Source organism: Rhabdothermus arcticus (genome assembly GCF_055382915.1).
Map to the genome: position 1 here is coordinate 275,426 of NZ_AP043808.1, position 18,674 is coordinate 294,099.

Sequence of the window (18,674 nt, forward strand, 5' to 3'; positions counted from 1 at the left end):
GGCGTCGGGCCTAGGGGGGTGTGGGTGAGGGATTCCGTTGAAGCGGTCGTCGACTACGCCCGGGGGCTCTTGGAGGCCCGTCCCGAGGAGGGGGCCTCCGGGGCGCGGGCGATGATCGAGCGTCTGGAGGCGATGCCCCCTTCGCGAGAGCGGTCGCGGGGGCTGGCCTGGTTGTTCTTGGCCCTGGCCCGCTCGCAGCTCCGGCTGGGGCGGGGCCGGGAGGCCTATGCCGCCTGGCTGAGTGGCTTTTCCTACGCCCGCAGCGCTGCCGACGCCGAGGCCTTTCGCCTGGCCCGGGTGCTCGAGGAGGAGGTGCGTCATGCAAGACTGGCTCGCCCTGCTAAGCGTCGTAAGCATCGGCGTTAGCGCGTTGGTCCTGCTCTACGGGGTGCGCGAGATTCGCGCCGGCCGGCGTCAAGCCCACCACCGGGCGATGCTCTGGGCGTCTGCCCTCGCGGTCCTCTTTTTGGTGCTGTACCTGCTCAAGGCTGGGCTCTATGGCGGGCGCCATTACGCCGGCCCCGAGGCCTACCGCGCCGCCTACCTGATCCTGCTGGGATTCCACACCCTGATCGCGGCCATCAACCTTCCGCTCGTTGGGGCCGTCCTTTACTTCGCCTTCCGCGGCGCCTTCGCGCGCCATCGCCGCCTGGCGCCCTGGGCGGTGGTCAACTGGCTCGCGGTGGCCCTGACCGGGTGGTTGGTCTGGGGCGTGCTGGCGGTCTGGGGGCAATGAGAAGAGGGCGCGCCGATCGGCGCGCCCTTCGTTCTGGTTGCGGGGGCGGGATTTGAACCCGCGACCTCCGGGTTATGAGCCCGGCGAGCTACCAGGCTGCTCCACCCCGCGTCGCAAAGAAGATCTTACGCGCTGGAGCATCTTTTGTCAAGCGGCGCCACGGCCCTTTAGAATGCCTGTGAAGGTGCGGGAGGAGAACCCATGAAGAGATGGCTATGGCTATTGACGCTGCTTTGGGCCCTCGCGATGGCCCAGGGCGGTGACCTCGACGATCGATTGAACCAGGGGTTCGAGGCGCTCAGCGCCGGCCATTACGGGGAGGCGGTGGCGATCTTCGATGCCATCGTCGCCGACGATTACAAGAACTACCGGGCTCACCTGGGCCTTGGGCTCGGCTACTACCGCATGGGCAAGCTGAACGAGGCGCTCTTTGAGTTCCGCCAGCTCACGATGCTCGAGCCCAAGCGCTTCGAAGGCTGGTACAACCTGGGCCTGGTCCTCTTTGACCTCGGTCGCGATCGCGAGGCCGCGGACGCCTTCGCCACCGCGGTCCGCCTCGGGGAGGAAGCCAAGCTTGCGCGAGACGCCGTGCGCGCTGCCGCCCTCGGCCTGGCCCGGGCCTACCTCGAGCAGGGGCAACCCGATCAGGCCGCCGACGCCCTGCTCGCGTTCTACCAAAAGCACGGCGGGGACCCGGAGGTGGACCTCCTCCTGGCCGACGCCCTGCACCGGGCGGGGCGCGATCAGAGCGCGGTCGTCTACCTCTACGAGCGGCTGAAGGCCCTGCCCGGGGATGCCCAGGCCGTGCTCCTTCTCGCGGACGTCTACCAGGCCCTGGAGCTCTCCGAGCGCGCCTATCGGGTTCTGGACCAGGCCCTCGCCGAGGCCACGGACCCCAAAGCTAAGGCCGCGTTCCTCTTTAAGAAGGCCAAACTCCTCTTGAAGAACCAGCAACCCGCGGAGCGGGCGCTGGCGTTGTTGCAAAAGGCACTCGAGCTGGACCCCGGGCGCTGGCCCTACCACTACGAGGCGGGTCGTTTGTACCTCCTTTTGGGGCGGCCCGAGGCGGCGCTCGACGCGTTTAAGCGTGCCTTGCGTCTGGCACCGGAGGCCCCCGAGGTCATGGCTGGGCTGGCCGCGGCCTACGACGCGGCGGGGCAGGCCGAGTCCGCCTACCGCGCGGCCAAGCTAGCCCTCGGCCTGATCTCCGGCGAGGCGCCGGTCGACCTTTGGTTCATCCTCGGAAAGAACGCCTATCTGCTGGGGAAGTACGACGAGGCTGTGGCGGCCCTGGCCAAGGTGGTCAAGGCGCGCCAGGAGCAGGCGGAGGCCTGGACCTGGTACGGCCTCGCCCTTTACGCGCGCAAGGACTACGGCCAGGCGGCGGCCGCGCTTGAGCGCGCCGCCGCGCTGGACCCTGCCCCAGAGATCAAGTTCAACCTCGGCGCGGCCTACCTCGCTGCGCGGCGCTTTTCCGACGCGGAGCGGGTGCTGAGCGAGGTGGTCCAGCTGCGCCCGGACTGGGGAGAGGCCTGGTACCAGCTGGGCTGGGCGCTGAAGGCCCTGGGACGGGACGCCGAGGCCAAGCGGGCCTGGAAAAAGGCGCTTGAGCTCGGGTATCGTCCGGTGAAAGGGTAGGAGGCGGCATGTCCTGGCTCAAGGAGAACTGGCTCGACGTCCTGATCTTCGTTTTGCTCACCGCCGTCGTGGTGGCGATCGTCTTCTTTCTCATCGGGATCAACCCCTTCGCGAAACCGCCACAGGTGGTCTCCGCGCCCGCCCCCAGCGCAAAGGCCGAGGCGCCCTCGCCTCCACAGGCCTCTGAGGTCGCGCCCTCCCAGGCCGCGCCGAAGCGCGAGACCAAGCCTCCTGCGGAGCCGATTACCGTGCTGCCGCTTCCCCCCGCCAACGAAGCGACCCCGGCCTCCAGCCCCCCCGCGGCCTCCGCGCCCGAGGCCGGTGCCGCAGCGCCCCAGCCCTCCGCCCCCGCGAGCGGCCGCTTTCGCGTGGCGGTGGGCTCCTTCACCCGCCCCAGCTACGCGGCGAAGCTGGCCAAACGGCTGGAGGGCGAGGGGTATCCGGTCCGCGTCGAGGTGGTCGGGAAGGTCAGCCGGGTCGTCGTCGGGCCCTTCGCCGACCGCGCGGAGGCCGAGCGGGCCGCCAAGCGGCTGGCCCGCTACGAGCCGCTAATCTACCGCGGGGACACCCCCCTCCCTACGGGAACCTACCTGCAGGTCGCGGCGTTCAAGGACCTCGACCGCGCCGCCGAGCTGGCCCGCACGCTCAAGGAGAAGGGCTACGACGTCGTCCTCTACTATCGCGATGGCTGGGCCAAGGTCTGGGTTGGGCCGGTGGACAACGCGGCCTTGCCGAAGGTCAAGGAACGGCTCAAGGCGGAGGGCTTCGAGCCGGTGGAGGTGCGAGGTGGCTAACCGCGTGCCCAGTGCAGCGATCTCCCGTTTGGTGCAGTACCTGCGGGTGCTCGAGGACCTCGATCGCCGTGGTATTGAACGCGTCTCCAGCGATCAGCTTGCCGAGGCCGCTCAGGTCACCGCGTTTCAGGTGCGCAAGGACCTCTCTTACTTCGGCAGCTACGGCACCCGAGGGGTAGGCTACGCGGTGCCCTTTTTGAAACGCGAGCTTAGGCAGATCCTGGGGCTGGACCGCCGTTGGCGGCTGGTCATCGTGGGGATGGGCCGGCTTGGCCAGGCCCTGGCCGATTACCCGGGCTTTGGCGAGAACTTCGTGCACGTCGGCTACTTCGACGTGGATCCGGAGAAGATCGGCCAGCCGGTGGGGCAGGGGGTGATCGAGCCGATCAAGGCCCTGCCCGAGGCGGTCCGGACCCGGGGAGCCGAGATCGGCCTGATCACCGTCCCCGCTGAGGCGGCGCAGGAGGTCGCGGACCGGTTGGTGCGGGCGGGGATCCGGGGAATTCTTAATTTTTCGCCCGCCGTTTTGGAAGCCCCATCTTCTGTACACATAGAAAACGTCGATTTTTTAGGCGGGCTTACCAGATTGACGTATTATGTTAATCACAGGGTAATGGAGAGGTGATGGTTGTGAAGAAACTGCTTTTTGGGATAAGTATAGGAATCCTACTTCTTCTTTCCGCCTGTGGCGGAGTAAGGTTGGGGGGGGCAAACTTTAAACTCACTAAGCTTGAGCCAACGGCGATTTCTGTGAAAATTAAAGGCCCTGAGGACAAGATTTCAGCAGATCCTGTGACGATGAGCGCTCTTTTTTCAATTGAAGGTCCTAGCCCAGGTATTACCGTTACAGAGGCTTCAGTTAAATTTTTTGACCCCCAGAACAAACTATTGGAGCACCTTACGCAGAAAAGTAAAGCAGTATTGAATATCCCTAGAGCCGATCGAGGTGAAATTAAACAAGGAACCTACATAATGAACATTGGCATGCAGTCTTTTGCAAATTATTGGTACGAGCTGATCAAGGAAATTCCTGATCAAAATAATGTTCCATATGAAGGGTGGTATATCGAGGCTTCCTTTATTTTGCGAGACGAAAACGGAGGAAGTTACATCGAAAAAAGGATTCTCCCCTTAACCATTAGTACAGAAAATTTGGCTTTGGGAGACGAGACCCCACCGACGGTGAGCTGGCAGCGGCCGGCGAACAATGCGACGGTAAGCGGGACGGTCGTGCTGGAGGTTTCGGCGGAGGACGATCGCGGGATCTCGAAGGTCGAGTTTTATGCGGGGGCGAACTTATTGGGTGAGGACGCGGATGGCACGGACGGCTACTCGCTGTCGTGGGACACGCGTTCGGTGCCCGATGGCGCGCTGGACCTGAAGGCGATTGCCTACGACACCTCCGGGAACCAGGCGACCGCGCTCATCAAGGTGACGGTTGCCAATGCGGACGAGACCCCACCGACGGTGAGCTGGCAGCGGCCGGCGAACAATGCGACGGTAAGCGGGACGGTCGTGCTGGAGGTTTCGGCGGAGGACGATCGCGGGATCTCGAAGGTCGAGTTTTATGCGGGGGCGAACTTATTGGGTGAGGACGCGGATGGCACGGACGGCTACTCGCTGTCGTGGGACACGCGTTCGGTGCCCGATGGCGCGCTGGACCTGAAGGCGATTGCCTACGACACCTCCGGGAACCAGGCGACCGCGCTCATCAAGGTGACGGTTGCCAATGCGGACGAGACCCCACCGACGGTGAGCTGGCAGCGGCCGGCGAACAATGCGACGGTAAGCGGGACGGTCGTGCTGGAGGTTTCGGCGGAGGACGATCGCGGGATCTCGAAGGTCGAGTTTTATGCGGGGGCGAACTTATTGGGTGAGGACGCGGATGGCACGGACGGCTACTCGCTGTCGTGGGACACGCGTTCGGTGCCCGATGGCGCGCTGGACCTGAAGGCGATTGCCTACGACACCTCCGGGAACCAGGCGACCGCGCTCATCAAGGTGACGGTTGCCAATGCGGACGAGACCCCACCGACGGTGAGCTGGCAGCGGCCGGCGAACAATGCGACGGTAAGCGGGACGGTCGTGCTGGAGGTTTCGGCGGAGGACGATCGCGGGATCTCGAAGGTCGAGTTTTATGCGGGGGCGAACTTATTGGGTGAGGACGCGGATGGCACGGACGGCTACTCGCTGTCGTGGGACACGCGTTCGGTGCCCGATGGCGCGCTGGACCTGAAGGCGATTGCCTACGACACCTCCGGGAACCAGGCGACCGCGCTCATCAAGGTGACGGTTGCCAATGACCCTGTGGTGCAATGGGCGTGGGTAGGCGATAGCAGTCCGTTACCTGGTATCCGTCTTGCTGGGGACATCAGGCTTGCTGCTTATGTTGAAGCACAACGAGGTCTTAGTATGGGTGGAGTGAGTTTCTTTATAAGGGATTCGTCTGGAAAAGAGACGAAAATCGCCGACGGAACCTTGTCTGATGGTTATTACCAAGCTTCATTTAACACATCTCGCTCTACTCCGGGTGAATACACGTTGATTGCTCGAGCAAAGGATGTCACTGGTGCGATTGGTGAAAGCGAGCTTGATGTTTTCATCGTTAGCCCCTTTATCATCACGAACCCGAAGGAAAACGATGATGTTGGGCCTGGCGCCGAGCGAACGGTGGTTGCAGTCACTGTCGGTTTGAATGGTACGCTAGTTGGCAGTCTGGGTACGGTGTTATCCGTCGAAATTTACGTTAACGGGCAATTCCTAGGCTATGCAGCCAAAATCGAGGGAACTAACGATGTTAGTTATGTATTTGCTTGGGATACAAGCCGGGCTTCAGCTGGGCATGATCCAAGTTTGCCAGGGGATCGCATAATCACCGCTAAAGTGGCGACGGGCAGTGGAGAATACTTAACTCCTGGCGTGCTCGTATCTTATGCGCCTTCAAGCGGTCCTTAATAATCATTAAGAACTCTTTAATGGCCCTGCTTTAAAGCAGGGCCATTAGTTATTTGGCTCATGGGGTCCAAAGGCCTTTAGAATACCTAAGGTGGCGACGGCCGTTGAAGCCAACGAGTTCCTGGCCCGATTCGACGCGCGGCTCCGAGCGCTCTTGCGCTCGGACGTCGAGTTCATCCAGCTGATCGAAGAGGACCTGATCTACGCCGGGGGCAAGCGGATCCGCCCCCGGCTTGCGTTTTTGGCCAGCCGGGCCCTTCGCGACGGTGGGGTCCCCCACGAGATGGAGCTCGCGCTTTCGGTCGAGCTGTTGCATTCCGCGACCTTGCTCCACGACGACTTGGTGGACGACGCCGAGACCCGCCGTGGGCGCGAGGCGGCGTTTCGCAAGTACGGCAACGCGGTGAGCGTCCTTTCCGGCGATTACCTCCTCTCACGGCTCCTCTTTTTGCTCGCGGAGACCGGCCGGATGGCGCTCGTCTACCTCTTCGCTGAGACCGCGAAGCAGCTCGCCGAGGCCGAGGTGTTGCAGTTTCAGCTGGCCGCGCTTGAGACCCACTCCCTGCCCCAGTACCGGCGCATCATCCGGGGGAAGACCGCGGCCTTGATGCGCGCGGCCACCGAGGGGGCGGCGATCCTCGACGGCCGTTCCGAAGCGGACCCCTGGCGCCGGGCGCTGGCGGCGTTCGGCGAGGCCTACGGGCTGGCCTTTCAGATGCGCGACGACTACCTGGACCTGATGGGGGATCCGGCGACCCTCAAAAAGCCGGTGGGCGGGGACGTGCGTGAGGGCAAGCTGACCTTGATCACCCTCGAGCTCTTGGACCGGGCCCCGGAGGCGGTCGCCCCGATCCTCGCCCGGCGGGGGCGCGGATCCGGGGACATCGAGGCCCTCCAGCGCCTGGCCCGGGAGACCGGCGCAGCCCGGGCGGCCCAGGCCTTCATCGAGGAGGAGGTGGGCCGCGCCCTGGCCGCCCTGGCGCCGCTTCCAGAAAGCCCGGCCAAGGCTGCGCTCAAGGACCTCGCGGAGCAAGAGCGCGCGCGCATTCGGTAGGGATGCCCCCGGAGGAGGCGCTATAATCCCCGCGGAACAGGAGGCCGTGATGGAGAACACGGTATGGAAGCCGCCAGGACCCCCGGGACTCTGGGGGGACTTTATGGCCTATCTCGGGGAGGTCGCCGAACGGGGGCGGGTCCACCCCACCACCTATCAGTACCTGGTGCACCCCGAGCGCATCAGCTCGGTGGCGCTGCCGGTCAAGCTCGACGACCGCAGCGTGCGCACCTTTCGCGGCTGGCGGGTGGTGCACAACACCGCCCGGGGGCCCGCGATCGGCGGCGTGCGCTACGATCCCGCGCTCACCCTGGGGGACGTCGCCGGCCTGGCCGCCTGGACGACGTTGAAGACCGCGGTGCTGGGGCTTCCTTTTGGCGGTGCGGCGGGGGGGATCCCGGTGGACCGGGCGCGGTTTTCCAAGGGGGAGCTCGAGCGCCTCTCGCGCCGCTACATGTACGGCCTGGTCAACCTCGCCGGTCCCGAGGTCGACGTCCTGGCCCCGGAGTTCGGCACCGACGCCCAGGTCATGGGCTGGTTCCTCGACACCTACTCCCAGGCCAAGGGCTATGCGGAGCCGGCGGTGGTCGTGGGCAAGCCTCCCCAGCTCTCCGGCGACCAGGACCGCAACCAGGCGCTGGCCAGCGGGCTCGTGCACGCGCTCGAGCGCTTCGCCGGCCCGGTTGAGGGCCGGCGCATCGCGGTCCAGGGCTTCGGCCAGGTGGGCCGGGCGGTCGCGCTCGCGTTGCATCGCGCCGGGGGGCGGGTGGTCGCGGTCTCGATGGACACCGGCGGCCTCTACGACGAGAACGGCCTCGACCTGCCTGCGCTGATCGCCCATCACGAACAGGCTGAGGGGTTTTCCGGCTACCCCGCCCGAGAGATCAGCAACGAGGACCTGCTTGCCCTGGAGGTGGACGTGGTGGTCCTCGCCGCCTACCAGCACGTGATCACCGAGGACAACGCGGAACGGGTCCAGGCCCCCTGGCTGGTGGAGGCCGCTCACGTGCCCATCACTTACGAGGCGGACCGCATCCTGCGGACGCGGGGTAAGCGCGTGATCCCCCACGTGCTGGCCACCGGCGGGGTGCTGATCTCCGACTACCTTGAGTGGGTGCAGACCCTCAACCAGCATTTTTGGAAGAAGGAGCGCGTCAACCAGCAGATCCTCTCGGTGCTCGACCGCGCCCTGGCCGTGGTCGAGGCCGAGGCCGAGAAGAACGGCGGCCACTTGCGTAGCGCCGCCCACGTGATCGCCATCCGCCGCGTCGACGAGGCCACGCGCCTCAGGGGAGTGTACCCGTGAAGCACGAACCGCTTTCCTTCCTACCCAAAGACACCGAAGGCCCCTGGAAGACCTACCTTGAGCAGGTGGACCGGGTGACCCCCTACCTCGGTCCGCTGGCCTACTGGGTGGAGACCCTGAAGCGTCCCAAGCGTATCCTGATCGTTGACGTACCCATTCGTCTCGACGACGGGACCGTGGCTCACTTCGAGGGCTACCGGGTGCAGCACAACACCTCCCGAGGCCCCGCCAAGGGAGGCGTGCGCTACCACCCCTCGGTGACCCTTTCCGAGGTCATGGCCCTGGCCGCTTGGATGACCATCAAGAACGCCGCGGTGGGGCTGCCCTACGGCGGGGGCAAGGGCGGGATCCGGGTGGACCCGAGAAAGCTCTCGATCAGCGAGCTCGAGCGCCTGACCCGCCGCTACACCTCGGAGATCGGGGTTCTGATCGGCCCTAAAAAGGACATCCCGGCCCCGGACGTGGGCACCGGCCAGCGGGAGATGGCCTGGATGATGGACACCTACTCGATGAACGTCGGCGCGACGGTGCCCGGCGTGGTCACCGGCAAGCCGATCGCGCTCGGCGGTTCGCTGGGGCGCCAGGACGCCACCGGGAACGGTGTCTTCTTCGTCGCCGCGGCGGCGGCCAAGAAGATCGGCCTGCCGATCGAGGGCAGCCGGGTCATCATTCAGGGCTTCGGGAACGTGGGCAACGCCGCCGCCCGGGCCTTCTTCGACCACGGCGCCCGGGTGGTGGGGATCGCCGACGTCACCGGGGCGATCTACAACGAACAGGGGATCGACCCCTACGACCTCCTGCGCTACGTCGCGGAGAGCGGCGGGGTGCGCGGCTACCCCAAGGCCGAGGCGGTGCCCTCCGGCGAGTTCTTCGCCCTGCCCGCGGAGATTGCGGTGCCGGCGGCGCTCGAGGGCGCGATCACCGAGCAAAACGCCTGGAAGATCAAGGCCAAGATGGTCGTGGAAGGGGCGAACGGCCCCACCACCCCCGCCGCCGACGACATCCTCAGCGAGCGCGGGGTGCTGGTCGTCCCCGACGTGATCGCGAACGCCGGCGGCGTGATCGTCTCCTACCTGGAGTGGGTGCAGGACTTCAACTCCTACTTCTGGTCCGAGGAGGAGGTCAACGAGAACCTGCGGCGGGTGATCACCGACGCCTTCGAGGCCGCCTGGGCGAAGTCCGAGGCGGTGGGGGCCTCGCTGCGCACCGCCGCCTACATCCTCGCGGCCACGCGCGTCCTCGAGGCCCGGGCCTTGCGGGGGCTCTACCCCTAACCAGCATCGCGCCGGCAAGCGGGGCCTCTGGCCCCGTTTGCTTTAATGGGAGCGTGGCCCGGGTGCGGCTTGAAAACTTTCTCGAGGTCCAGGACGAGACCGCGTGGTCGCGGTTCTACGCGGGCTTTCGCGACCCCGAGATCGCCCGACTCAACGGCCACCGCCCCTTGAGGATGCCCCGTTGGCTCTTCAAGCGCGTCGTCCTCGCCGAGCTGCGCCGGGGCGATCGCGTGGCCTGGGCGATCTACGACGAGGGGGGCGCGTTCTTGGGGGCGGTCGAGCTCTACGACCTGCAGGGCGGCGAGGCCACGCTGGGGATCTTGATCACCGAAAAGGCCCGCTGGGGCCAGGGCTACGGCACCGAGGCGGTGCGCGCCGCGCTGGAGAAGGCCTTTTCCGAGCTCGGCCTGGCCAGGGTGCGGCTCCGCACCTTTCGCTGGAACGCTCGCGCCCGGCGAGCCTTCGAAAAGGCTGGCTTTCGGCTGGTGGGCTACGCCCCTAGTGGGGAAGGAGACGAGGATGCCCTCATGGAGATCGACCGGGAGACCTGGGCTCAGGCTCTGGGTGCCGCCGGGGACGCCGAGGGGCTTGCTTGAAGGGCTGCCCGAGGGCGTCGAGGTTCGGGACTGGCCCCTGGAAGGGGCGATCGAGGACGACGGTGCCCCGGCGTTCTACGTGCCTCGCTTCGGGGACCGCGCGCGCACCCGCGCCCACCTCGCGGCGCTGCAGGGGCTGAAGGTGGTGCAGACGCTTTCCGCGGGGGTGGACTGGGTGCTCGACCTCGTCCCTCCCGGGGTCCTTCTTGCCGACGCCCGTGGGGTTCACGACGTCCCGGTCGCGGAATGGGTGGTCGAGGCCCTCCTGGCGCTGGCCAAGGACACCGCGCGCTACGTCCACGCTCAGGCTGCCCGGTCCTGGCTGCCCTGGCGGGAGGCGGCGCGAACGGAGCTCTTGGGCCGCCGGGTGCTGATCCTTGGCTACGGGGCGATCGGTCGCGCGGTCGAGGCCCGCTTGAAGCCGTTTGGGGTGCGCATCGAGCGGATGGCCCGACGCCCCCGCCCCGGGGTCTGGCCCCGCACCGCGCTCTTTGAGCGGCTTCCCCGGGTGGACGCGGTGATCCTGCTCTTGCCCCTCACCGAGGCGACCGAGCGCATCGTCGACGCCCGGTTCCTGGAGGCGATGCGTCCCGGAGCCTGGCTGATCAACGCCGGACGCGGCCGGTTGGTGGACACCGAGGCCCTGACCCGGGCGCTCTACGCGCGGCGCGTCAAGGCCGCGCTCGACGTCACCGACCCCGAGCCCCTGCCCGCGTCGCACCCGCTCTGGCAGGCCCCCGGGCTCTACCTCACCCCCCACGTCGCCGGGGCCTCGCCGCGCTTTTGGGACCGCGCCTACCGCCTGGTCAAGGCCCAGGTGCGGCGCCTGCTCGAGGGCCGGCCGCTTTGGAACGTGGTCGAGGCCGGGTATTGAGGGTCGCCGTGGCGGCGTTCCTGCCGGATCCTTAAGATGGGGGCATGACCGATATCGAGCGGCTTTCCGTCAACGCCATTCGTTTTTTGGCGATCGACGCGGTGGAAGCGGCCAAGTCCGGCCACCCGGGCATGCCCATGGGGGCCGCGCCGATGGCCTACGTGCTCTGGCACGACTTCTTGAAGGTCAACCCCAAGGACCCGGACTGGCCGGACCGGGACCGTTTCGTCCTTTCCGCGGGGCACGGCTCGATGCTGCTGTACGCGCTCTTGCACCTTTCCGGCTTTGACCTGCCGATGGAGGAGCTCAAGCGCTTTCGCCAGTGGGGTTCGAAGACCCCCGGGCACCCGGAGTACGGCCTCACGCCGGGGGTCGAGGTCACCACCGGGCCGCTGGGACAGGGGATCGCGAGCGCGGTGGGGATGGCGTTGGCGGAGAAGAAGCTGGCCGCCGAGTTCAACCGCCCGGAGTTCGAGATCGTCGACCACCACACCTACGTGATCGCCTCCGACGGGGACCTGATGGAGGGCGTCTCCGGGGAGGCCTCGAGCCTCGCCGGAACCTGGCGGTTGGGCAAGCTCATCGTGCTCTGGGACAACAACCGCATCAGCATCGACGGCTCCACCGACCTGGCCTTCACCGAGAACGTGCTCGAGCGCTACGGCGCCTACGGCTGGCAGGTGCTCGAGGTCGAGGACGGGGAGGACCTGGAGGCGATCCGCAACGCCCTCAGCCTGGCCCGGGAGGAGACGACCCGACCCAGCCTGATCGCGGTCCGGACCCACATCGGCTACGGCAGCCCGCTCCAGGACACGGCCAAGGTGCACGGTGCCCCGCTCGGTCCGGAGGCGGTCGAGGCGACCCGTAAACATCTGGGCTGGCCCTACCCGCCCTTCGTGATCCCCCGCGAGGTCTACGAGGACTTCCGGGTCGTCCTCGATCGCGGCGTCGAGGCCCAGGAGGCCTGGGAGCGTCGGCTCGAGGCCTACGCCTGGGCGCACCCCGAGGCGGCCGCGGAGTTCTCCCGGCGCGTCGTCCGCGCGGAGCTCCCCAAGGGGGCCCTCGAGGGCCTGGAGGAGGCGGTGGCCTTCGATCCCACCACGCCGCTGGCCACCCGGGCGGCCAGCGGGCGGGTGCTCGACGCCCTGGCCGAGCGCATCCCCGAGCTCCTCGGGGGCAGCGCGGACCTCACCCCATCGAACAACACCAAGGCCAAGGGGATGACCGACTTCAGCGCCGACCACCCCACCGGCCGCTACATCCACTACGGGGTCCGGGAACACGCGATGGGGGCGATCCTCAACGGCCTGGTGCTGCACCGGGGCTACCTGCCCTACGGCGGGACCTTCCTCGTCTTCTCCGACTACATGCGCCCGCCGGTGCGGCTGGCGGCGCTGATGAAGATCAGGCCGATCTACGTCTGGACCCACGACTCGATCGCGATCGGGGAGGACGGCCCCACCCACCAGCCGGTCGAGCACCTTCCGGCGCTGCGGGCGGTGCCCCGGCTGGTGGTCATCCGGCCCGCGGACGGCCCCGAGGTGCTCTGGGCCTGGGTGGCGGCGCTGCGCCATCAGGGGGGGCCGGTGGCCCTGGTCCTGACCCGTCAGAAGGTGCCCCAGATCCCGCGCACGCCGCCGGTGCACGCGAGCGGGCTCTTGCGCGGGGCCTACGTCCTGGACAACCCGGAGGGGGCGCGGGCGACCCTCGTCGCCAGCGGGTCCGAGGTGGCCCTGATCGTGGCCGCGGCCCAGCGCCTGGCCGAGGAGGGGCTGCCGGTACGCACGGTGAGCTTCCCCTCCTTCGAGCTCTTCGAGATGCAGGACGCGGCCTACCGGGAGAGCGTCTTTCCCCGGGACCTGCCGGTCTTCGCGGTGGAGGCGGCGAGCGGGTTCGGCTGGTCCCGCTACGCCGATGACGGGCTCTTCGTCGAGGACTTTGGCTCAAGCGCCCCCGGGCCGGTGGTCTACGAGAAGTACGGGTTCACCGTGGAGAACGTGGTCGCCCGGGTCAAGGCGATGCTCGAATAGAATGGCGCCGTGAAGCACGTCGTTAGCGTGTCCCTGGGCTCGAGCACCCGCGATCACCGCGCCGAGGTCGAGGTGCTGGGCGAGCGCTTCGTGCTCGAGCGCGTCGGCACCGATGGGGACTTCAATGCGGCGATCGAGACGATCCGGAAACTGGACGGGAAGGTCGACGCGATCGGCCTCGGCGGGATCGACCTCTACCTCTACGCCGCGGGCCGGCGCTACACGATCCGCGACGCCCTCAAGCTGGCCCGCGCCGCGAAAAAGACCCCGGTCGTCGACGGCTCGGGGCTCAAGGCCACCCTCGAGCGCCGCGCGGTGTTCGAGCTCCACGCGCGCCTCGGCTTTTCCGGGAAGAAGGTCCTGATCCCCTCCGCGGTCGACCGCTTTGGCATGGCCGAGGCCTTTTACGAGGTGGGGGCGAGGACGCTTTACGGGGATTTCATCTTCGCCCTGGGCCTGCCCATCCCCCTCTCCACGCCGCGGCAGCTGGCGGTGCTGGCCCGGGTCTTCTTGCCGGTCTTCACCCAGCTGCCCTTTACCTGGCTCTATCCCACCGGGAGGAAGCAGGAGGAGGTGCGCGTCGACTGGCGGTCGCGCTACTTCCAGTGGGCGGACGTGATCGCTGGGGACTTCCTTTATATCCGCCGGCACATGCCCCCGGGGATGCAGGGCAAGGGGGTGGTGGCCAACACCACGACCGCGCGCGACCTGGACTTTTTGCGCGAGCGAGGGGTGGCCTGGCTGGCGACGACCACCCCGCGCCTCTCCGGACGCTCGTTCGGCACCAACGTGATGGAGGCGATGATCGTGGCGCTCGCGGAGAAGTTTCCGCTCACCCTCGAGGACTACGCCGCCTGGGTGGAGCGCATCGGCCTCCACCCCGAGGTCATCGCGCTTGAGGGCGAAGGTAAAATCACCGGTAAGGAGGAAACGGCATGATTGGCGTGACCGATTTGCGACCCGGGACCAAGGTAAAGATGGACGGCGGTTTATGGGAGTGCGTCAGCTACCAGCATCAGAAGATCGGCCGTGGCGGTGCCAAGGTGGTGGCCAAGTTCCGCAACCTGGAGACCGGGGCCACCGTCGAGCGCACCTTTAACTCGGGGGAGAAGCTCGAGGACATCTTCGTCGAGACCAAGGAGATCCAGTACCTCTACCCCGAGGGGGACGACTACGTCTTCATGGACCTCGAGACCTACGACCAGTACCACGTCCCGAAGGCCGTGGTGGGGGAGGCGGCGAAGTTCTTGAAGGAGGGGATGACCGCTCTTGGCGACGTCTACGAGGGGCGCATCATCAAGGTCACCCCGCCGACGGTGGTCGAGCTCGAGGTCGTCGAGACCCCCCCGGGGGTGAAGGGGGACACCGTCTCCGGCGGCTCCAAACCGGCGACGCTGGAGACCGGCGCGGTGATTCAGGTGCCCCTCTTCGTCAATGCCGGCGACGTGGTCAAGGTCGACACCCGCACCGGCGAGTACGTGGGGCGGGCCTAGGAGGTCTGGCATGAAGCCCAAGGAGATCAAGGCGCTGCTCGAGGCCATGGAGGCCACGGGGGCGACCGAGGTGAGCCTCGAGACCCCGGACTTCAAGATCACCCTGAGGCGTGAAAAGGAGGTCGTGGCCCCGCCCCCGCCGGCCGCCGCGCCGGCTCCGGCCCCAGCCCCCTTGCCCGCTCCCGAGCCGCCCGCCCAGGCGGCCGCCGCGCCCGCGCCGGAGCCCAAGGCCGAGGAGACCGACGACTGCCCCAACTGCGTCGTGGTCAAGGCCCCGATCGTCGGCACCTTCTACCGCCGCCCCGCGCCCGACGCCGAGCCCTACGTCAAGGAGGGCGACCGGGTGGAGAAGGGCCAGGTGCTCTGCATCATCGAGGCCATGAAGCTCTTCAACGAGATCGAGTCCGAGGTCTCGGGCATCGTGCGCAAGATCCTGGTCGAGGACGGCGCGCCGGTGGAGTACGGCCAGCCCCTCTTCCTCATCGAGCCGACATGAAAAAGGTCCTGATCGCCAACCGGGGGGAGATCGCCCTGCGCGTGCTGCGCACCGCCAGGGAGCTGGGCCTGAAGACCGTCGTCGTGCACTCCGAGGCCGATGCCGAGAGCCTGCCCGTGCTGCTCGCCGACGAGGCGATCTGCATCGGGCCGGCGAGCCCCGCCCAGTCCTACCTGAACATCCCCAACATCCTCTCCGCGGCGATCGTCGCCGGGGCCGACGCCATCCATCCCGGCTACGGCTTTTTGGCGGAGAACGCGGACTTCGCCCAGATGGTCCTGGACCACGGCATCACCTTCATCGGGCCCACCCCGGAGAACATGCGCCTTTTGGGGGATAAGGCCACCGCGCGCAAGATCGCCCGTGAGGCGGGGGTGCCGGTGGTGCCGGGCTCGGACGAGCTCGAGGACCTGGAGGCGGCCAAGGCGGCGGCCAAGGAGATCGGCTACCCGGTGATCCTCAAGGCCTCCGCCGGAGGCGGCGGGCGGGGCATGCGGGTGGTGCACACCGAGGCCGAGCTCGAGCGGGCGGTCCTCCAGGCCCAGGAGGAGGCCCGCGCGGCCTTCGGCAACCCTGCGGTCTACCTCGAGAAGTACGTCGAGGAGCCGCGCCACGTCGAGGTGCAGGTGATCGGCGACGGCGAGCGGGTGCTGCACCTCTTCGAGCGCGATTGCTCGATCCAGCGCCGCCATCAAAAGCTCCTCGAGGAGGCCCCCTCGACCCTGTCCCAGGAGGTGCGCGAGGGCCTCTTGGCCGCTGCGGTGCGTCTCGCCGAGCACGTCGGCTACAAGAGCGCCGGCACCCTCGAGTTCCTGGTGGACAAGGAGGGGCACTACTACTTCATCGAAATGAACACCCGCATCCAGGTCGAGCACCCGGTGACCGAGATGATCACCGGGCTGGACCTGATCCGGTTGCAGTTCCAGGTCGCGGGCGGCGCGCCGCTTGCGTTGCGGCAGTCGGAGATCGAGGCCCGGGGCCACGCGATCGAGGTGCGGGTCAACGCCGAGGACCCGGAGAAGGACTTCCGCCCCGCGATCGGCACCGTCGAGACCCTGCTCTGGCCCGGGGGCCCGGGGATCCGGGTGGACAGCCACCTCTACACCGGCTACAAGATTCCCCCTTACTACGACTCCTTGATCGGCAAGATCATCGCCTGGGACACCGACCGGCCGCGGACGATCGAGCGCATGCGCCGGGCGCTCGGCGAGACAGCGATCGAGGGTCCGGGGCTGAAGACCACCATCCCCTTCCACATGAAGGTCCTGGACAACGCCTTCTTCCGGCGCGGGGTGGTGTACACCAACTTCGTCGCCCGCCGGATGAGCGAGTAGAGTGGGAGCGATGGCCGAGTTCGAGATCTCCGAAGCCGCGTTGTTGCAACTGGTCGAGTACGCCCTCGAGGGCGTGGACGGGGCGCGCCCGGCGACGCGCAGCCTCTCCCGCCGGGCACGGCCGGTCAAGGTCACCCGCGAGGAGGATCGGGTGCGGGTGGAGCTCTGGCTCTCCGCGGACTACGGCCGCCCCCTCCCCGAGCTGGGGCGCGAGGTGCAGCGCGCGGTCGCCGAGGTGCTGAAGGCGACGACCGGGCTCAAGGTCGAGGCGGTGGACGTGATCTTCACCGAGGTGGTGCCCAAGGATGCGGCGTAAGGCGCGGGAGATCGCCTTCAAGACCCTCTTCGAGCACCTCAACGGGGGGGTGGACCTCGAGGAGGCCTGGCGTCACGCGATCGAGCTCGAGGGCACGCCTCCGGACGAGGACACCCTGGCCTTCGCTCGCCGCCTCGTCGAGGGCTACATGGCGCACAAGGACGAGGTCGAGCGCGTCCTCAAGGAGACGATCAAGGGCTGGAGCTTTTCCCAGATGAATCAGGCCGACCTCACGGTGCTCCGGCTCGCTGCCTACGAGGCCCTCTTCGAGGACACCCCGCTGCCACCGCTGATGGAGGTCGCGGTGAAGATCGCCAAGCGCTACGGCGGCGAGGACTCGGGGCGCTTCGTCAACGGGGTGTTGAAAAACCTCAAGGCCCGGATCGAAAAGGATCCGGCCCATTCGCGCGAGCACGGGGGGTAGTGTGGGGCGCTGGCTCCCTGGCGAACCGGTGGCCGAGGCGGTCTATGCCTCGCTGCGTGCCCGCCTTGCCCGTCTTGGGTTCGTCCCTGGCCTGCGGGTCATCCGGGTGGGGGAGGACCCGGCCTCGAAGGCCTACGTCCGCCTCAAGGCCAAGCGGGCCCGGGCCCTCGGGTACCGGGCCCAGGTCCACGTCCTGCCCGAGGAGACCGAAGAGGCTGAACTGCTGGAGCTGATCGAGGCGCTGAACGCCGACCCCGAGGTGGACGGGATCCTGGTCCAGCTCCCCCTGCCCCCACAGATCGCGGCCCATCACGTCCTTGAGGCGATCGATCCAGCCAAGGACGTCGACGGCTTTCATCCGGTCAACGTCGGCCGGCTCTGGTCGCTGGGCCCCGACGCGGCCCTCGCCCCCTGCACGCCCAAGGGGGTGATGCGGCTGCTGGAGCACTACGGCATCGAGGTCGCCGGCCGGAGGGCGGTGGTGGTGGGGCGGAGCAACATCGTGGGCAAGCCGATGGCGGCGTTCTTGCTCCACGCCGACGCCACCCCCACCCTGGCCCACTCGCGCACCCGGGCCCTCGCCGAGCTCACCCGGGAGGCCGAGGTCCTGATCAGCGCGGTGGGCCGGCCCGGGCTGATCACCAAGGCCATGGTGCGTCCGGGGGCGGTGGTGGTGGACGTGGGCATCGTCCGGGTGGGCGGGCGTCTGGTCGGCGACGTGGATCCGGAGGTCGTCGAGGTCGCCTCCGCGGTCACCCCGGTCCCTGGGGGCGTGGGCCCGATGACCGTGGCGATGCTCTTGGAAAACACCCTCGAGGCCGCGATCCGGAGGCGGGGATGAAGCTGCCCCCGGAGGCGGTGCGGCTTTTGGACACCGGCCTGGCCCAGAACCAGGTCTTCTGGACCGCGATCCTTGCCAACGTCATCGCTCAGAGCCTCAAGCTGGGCCTCGATGCCCTGCTCAACGGCCGCGTGGACTGGCGGCGGATCCTGGACACCGGGGGGATGCCCTCCTCGCACTCCGCCACGGTCAGCGCCCTGGCGGTGGGGGTGGGCTTCGCCAGCGGTTGGGACAGCCCGCTCTTCGCCGTGGCCGCGATCCTGGCCCTGATCGTGATGTACGACGCCACCGGGATCCGCCGCCAGGCGGGGCGCCAGGCCGAGCTGTTGAACCTCTTGGTCAAGGAGCTCGAGGGCGTGATCCGCACCGGCTTTGCCCCCGGCCCGGTCAAGGAGCTGCTCGGCCACAGCTACCTCGAGGTCTTCGTCGGGGCCCTGTTGGGGGCGCTCGTGGCCTGGGGGAGCTTTGCCCTCTTATGAGGTGATAAGCTTTGACTGAGTTTAGGTTTTGAGG

20 protein-coding genes and 1 tRNA gene are annotated in these 18,674 nt (G+C 67.6%); 20 read left to right on the top strand and 1 reads right to left on the bottom strand.

The window, feature by feature from the left end; translation table 11 throughout:
* Positions 1-24 precede the first annotated feature (24 nt).
* Both ACZ48Y_RS01540 and ACZ48Y_RS01545 read left to right on the top strand, forming a co-directional pair.
* Complete coding sequence (locus tag ACZ48Y_RS01540; RefSeq protein WP_464741483.1) at positions 25-366, top strand: hypothetical protein; 342 nt, start codon at positions 25-27, stop codon at positions 364-366.
* Positions 320-736: a DUF420 domain-containing protein gene (locus tag ACZ48Y_RS01545; protein WP_464741485.1), complete on the top strand. Its 417-nt coding sequence runs from the start codon at positions 320-322 to the stop codon at positions 734-736. The genes ACZ48Y_RS01540 and ACZ48Y_RS01545 overlap by 47 nt, the downstream gene beginning before the upstream one ends.
* 34 nt (positions 737-770) lie before the next feature.
* Here the strand turns inward: ACZ48Y_RS01545 and ACZ48Y_RS01550 are convergent.
* Positions 771-847: transfer RNA gene (locus tag ACZ48Y_RS01550), tRNA-Met, on the bottom strand.
* A gap of 90 nt (positions 848-937) precedes the next feature.
* Here ACZ48Y_RS01550 and ACZ48Y_RS01555 point away from each other — a divergent pair.
* The 18 genes from ACZ48Y_RS01555 (at position 938) to ACZ48Y_RS01640 (ending at position 18,640) form a co-directional block, all read left to right on the top strand.
* Positions 938-2,374, top strand: coding sequence for a tetratricopeptide repeat protein (locus ACZ48Y_RS01555; RefSeq protein ID WP_464741487.1), 1,437 nt, complete (start codon positions 938-940; stop codon positions 2,372-2,374).
* Between the two features lie 8 nt (positions 2,375-2,382).
* A complete protein-coding gene (locus ACZ48Y_RS01560) occupies positions 2,383-3,168 on the top strand; it encodes an SPOR domain-containing protein (protein WP_464741489.1) in 786 nt (261 codons plus the stop codon).
* Entirely contained in the window at positions 3,161-3,793 is a 633-nt protein-coding gene (locus tag ACZ48Y_RS01565) for a redox-sensing transcriptional repressor Rex (RefSeq protein ID WP_464741491.1), read from the top strand. The genes ACZ48Y_RS01560 and ACZ48Y_RS01565 overlap by 8 nt, the downstream gene beginning before the upstream one ends.
* Positions 3,793-6,123, top strand: a complete 2,331-nt coding sequence (locus ACZ48Y_RS01570) for an Ig-like domain-containing protein (RefSeq protein ID WP_464741493.1) — start codon at positions 3,793-3,795, stop codon at positions 6,121-6,123. The genes ACZ48Y_RS01565 and ACZ48Y_RS01570 overlap by 1 nt, the downstream gene beginning before the upstream one ends.
* A gap of 91 nt (positions 6,124-6,214) precedes the next feature.
* Entirely contained in the window at positions 6,215-7,177 is a 963-nt protein-coding gene (locus tag ACZ48Y_RS01575) for a polyprenyl synthetase family protein (protein WP_464741495.1), read from the top strand.
* 49 nt (positions 7,178-7,226) lie between these two features.
* The gene (locus tag ACZ48Y_RS01580; RefSeq protein WP_464741497.1) at positions 7,227-8,483 is read left to right on the top strand and encodes a Glu/Leu/Phe/Val family dehydrogenase; all 1,257 of its coding nucleotides are present in this window, start codon (positions 7,227-7,229) and stop codon (positions 8,481-8,483) included.
* Positions 8,480-9,757, top strand: coding sequence for a Glu/Leu/Phe/Val family dehydrogenase (locus ACZ48Y_RS01585; protein WP_464741499.1), 1,278 nt, complete (start codon positions 8,480-8,482; stop codon positions 9,755-9,757). Before ACZ48Y_RS01580 ends, ACZ48Y_RS01585 begins: the two co-directional genes overlap by 4 nt.
* A 53-nt stretch (positions 9,758-9,810) precedes the next feature.
* Positions 9,811-10,353, top strand: coding sequence for a GNAT family N-acetyltransferase (locus ACZ48Y_RS01590; protein WP_464741501.1), 543 nt, complete (start codon positions 9,811-9,813; stop codon positions 10,351-10,353).
* A complete protein-coding gene (locus tag ACZ48Y_RS01595) occupies positions 10,346-11,227 on the top strand; it encodes a 2-hydroxyacid dehydrogenase (protein WP_464741503.1) in 882 nt (293 codons plus the stop codon). Before ACZ48Y_RS01590 ends, ACZ48Y_RS01595 begins: the two co-directional genes overlap by 8 nt.
* 44 nt (positions 11,228-11,271) lie before the next feature.
* Positions 11,272-13,257: a transketolase gene (gene tkt / locus ACZ48Y_RS01600; RefSeq protein WP_464741505.1), complete on the top strand. Its 1,986-nt coding sequence runs from the start codon at positions 11,272-11,274 to the stop codon at positions 13,255-13,257.
* Between the two features lie 9 nt (positions 13,258-13,266).
* Entirely contained in the window at positions 13,267-14,196 is a 930-nt protein-coding gene (locus ACZ48Y_RS01605) for a quinate 5-dehydrogenase (RefSeq protein ID WP_464741507.1), read from the top strand.
* Positions 14,193-14,750: an elongation factor P gene (gene efp / locus ACZ48Y_RS01610; RefSeq protein WP_464741509.1), complete on the top strand. Its 558-nt coding sequence runs from the start codon at positions 14,193-14,195 to the stop codon at positions 14,748-14,750. Before ACZ48Y_RS01605 ends, efp begins: the two co-directional genes overlap by 4 nt.
* A gap of 10 nt (positions 14,751-14,760) precedes the next feature.
* The gene (accB, locus tag ACZ48Y_RS01615; protein WP_464741511.1) at positions 14,761-15,246 is read left to right on the top strand and encodes an acetyl-CoA carboxylase biotin carboxyl carrier protein; all 486 of its coding nucleotides are present in this window, start codon (positions 14,761-14,763) and stop codon (positions 15,244-15,246) included.
* Complete coding sequence (accC, locus tag ACZ48Y_RS01620) at positions 15,243-16,580, top strand: acetyl-CoA carboxylase biotin carboxylase subunit (RefSeq protein ID WP_464741513.1); 1,338 nt, start codon at positions 15,243-15,245, stop codon at positions 16,578-16,580. Before accB ends, accC begins: the two co-directional genes overlap by 4 nt.
* 10 nt (positions 16,581-16,590) lie before the next feature.
* Entirely contained in the window at positions 16,591-16,896 is a 306-nt protein-coding gene (locus ACZ48Y_RS01625; RefSeq protein ID WP_464741515.1) for an Asp23/Gls24 family envelope stress response protein, read from the top strand.
* Complete coding sequence (gene nusB / locus ACZ48Y_RS01630) at positions 16,886-17,320, top strand: transcription antitermination factor NusB (protein WP_464741517.1); 435 nt, start codon at positions 16,886-16,888, stop codon at positions 17,318-17,320. Before ACZ48Y_RS01625 ends, nusB begins: the two co-directional genes overlap by 11 nt.
* A 1-nt stretch (position 17,321) precedes the next feature.
* The gene (locus ACZ48Y_RS01635) at positions 17,322-18,161 is read left to right on the top strand and encodes a bifunctional 5,10-methylenetetrahydrofolate dehydrogenase/5,10-methenyltetrahydrofolate cyclohydrolase (RefSeq protein WP_464741519.1); all 840 of its coding nucleotides are present in this window, start codon (positions 17,322-17,324) and stop codon (positions 18,159-18,161) included.
* Positions 18,158-18,640, top strand: a complete 483-nt coding sequence (locus tag ACZ48Y_RS01640) for a divergent PAP2 family protein (protein WP_464741521.1) — start codon at positions 18,158-18,160, stop codon at positions 18,638-18,640. Before ACZ48Y_RS01635 ends, ACZ48Y_RS01640 begins: the two co-directional genes overlap by 4 nt.
* Positions 18,641-18,674 lie beyond the last annotated feature (34 nt).

Bases quoted from the DNA above. Each gene is read 5' to 3' on its own strand.
- ACZ48Y_RS01545 (WP_464741485.1), top strand. From the start codon at position 320: ATGCAAGACTGGCTCGCCCTGCTAAGCGTCGTAAGCATCGGCGTTAGC.
- ACZ48Y_RS01555 (WP_464741487.1), top strand. From the start codon at position 938: ATGAAGAGATGGCTATGGCTATTGACGCTGCTTTGGGCCCTCGCGATG.
- ACZ48Y_RS01560 (WP_464741489.1), top strand. From the start codon at position 2,383: ATGTCCTGGCTCAAGGAGAACTGGCTCGACGTCCTGATCTTCGTTTTG.
- ACZ48Y_RS01570 (WP_464741493.1), top strand. From the start codon at position 3,793: ATGGTTGTGAAGAAACTGCTTTTTGGGATAAGTATAGGAATCCTACTT.
- ACZ48Y_RS01580 (WP_464741497.1), top strand. From the start codon at position 7,227: ATGGAGAACACGGTATGGAAGCCGCCAGGACCCCCGGGACTCTGGGGG.
- tkt (WP_464741505.1), top strand. From the start codon at position 11,272: ATGACCGATATCGAGCGGCTTTCCGTCAACGCCATTCGTTTTTTGGCG.
- efp (WP_464741509.1), top strand. From the start codon at position 14,193: ATGATTGGCGTGACCGATTTGCGACCCGGGACCAAGGTAAAGATGGAC.
- accB (WP_464741511.1), top strand. From the start codon at position 14,761: ATGAAGCCCAAGGAGATCAAGGCGCTGCTCGAGGCCATGGAGGCCACG.
- accC (WP_464741513.1), top strand. From the start codon at position 15,243: ATGAAAAAGGTCCTGATCGCCAACCGGGGGGAGATCGCCCTGCGCGTG.
- ACZ48Y_RS01625 (WP_464741515.1), top strand. From the start codon at position 16,591: ATGGCCGAGTTCGAGATCTCCGAAGCCGCGTTGTTGCAACTGGTCGAG.
- nusB (WP_464741517.1), top strand. From the start codon at position 16,886: ATGCGGCGTAAGGCGCGGGAGATCGCCTTCAAGACCCTCTTCGAGCAC.
- ACZ48Y_RS01640 (WP_464741521.1), top strand. From the start codon at position 18,158: ATGAAGCTGCCCCCGGAGGCGGTGCGGCTTTTGGACACCGGCCTGGCC.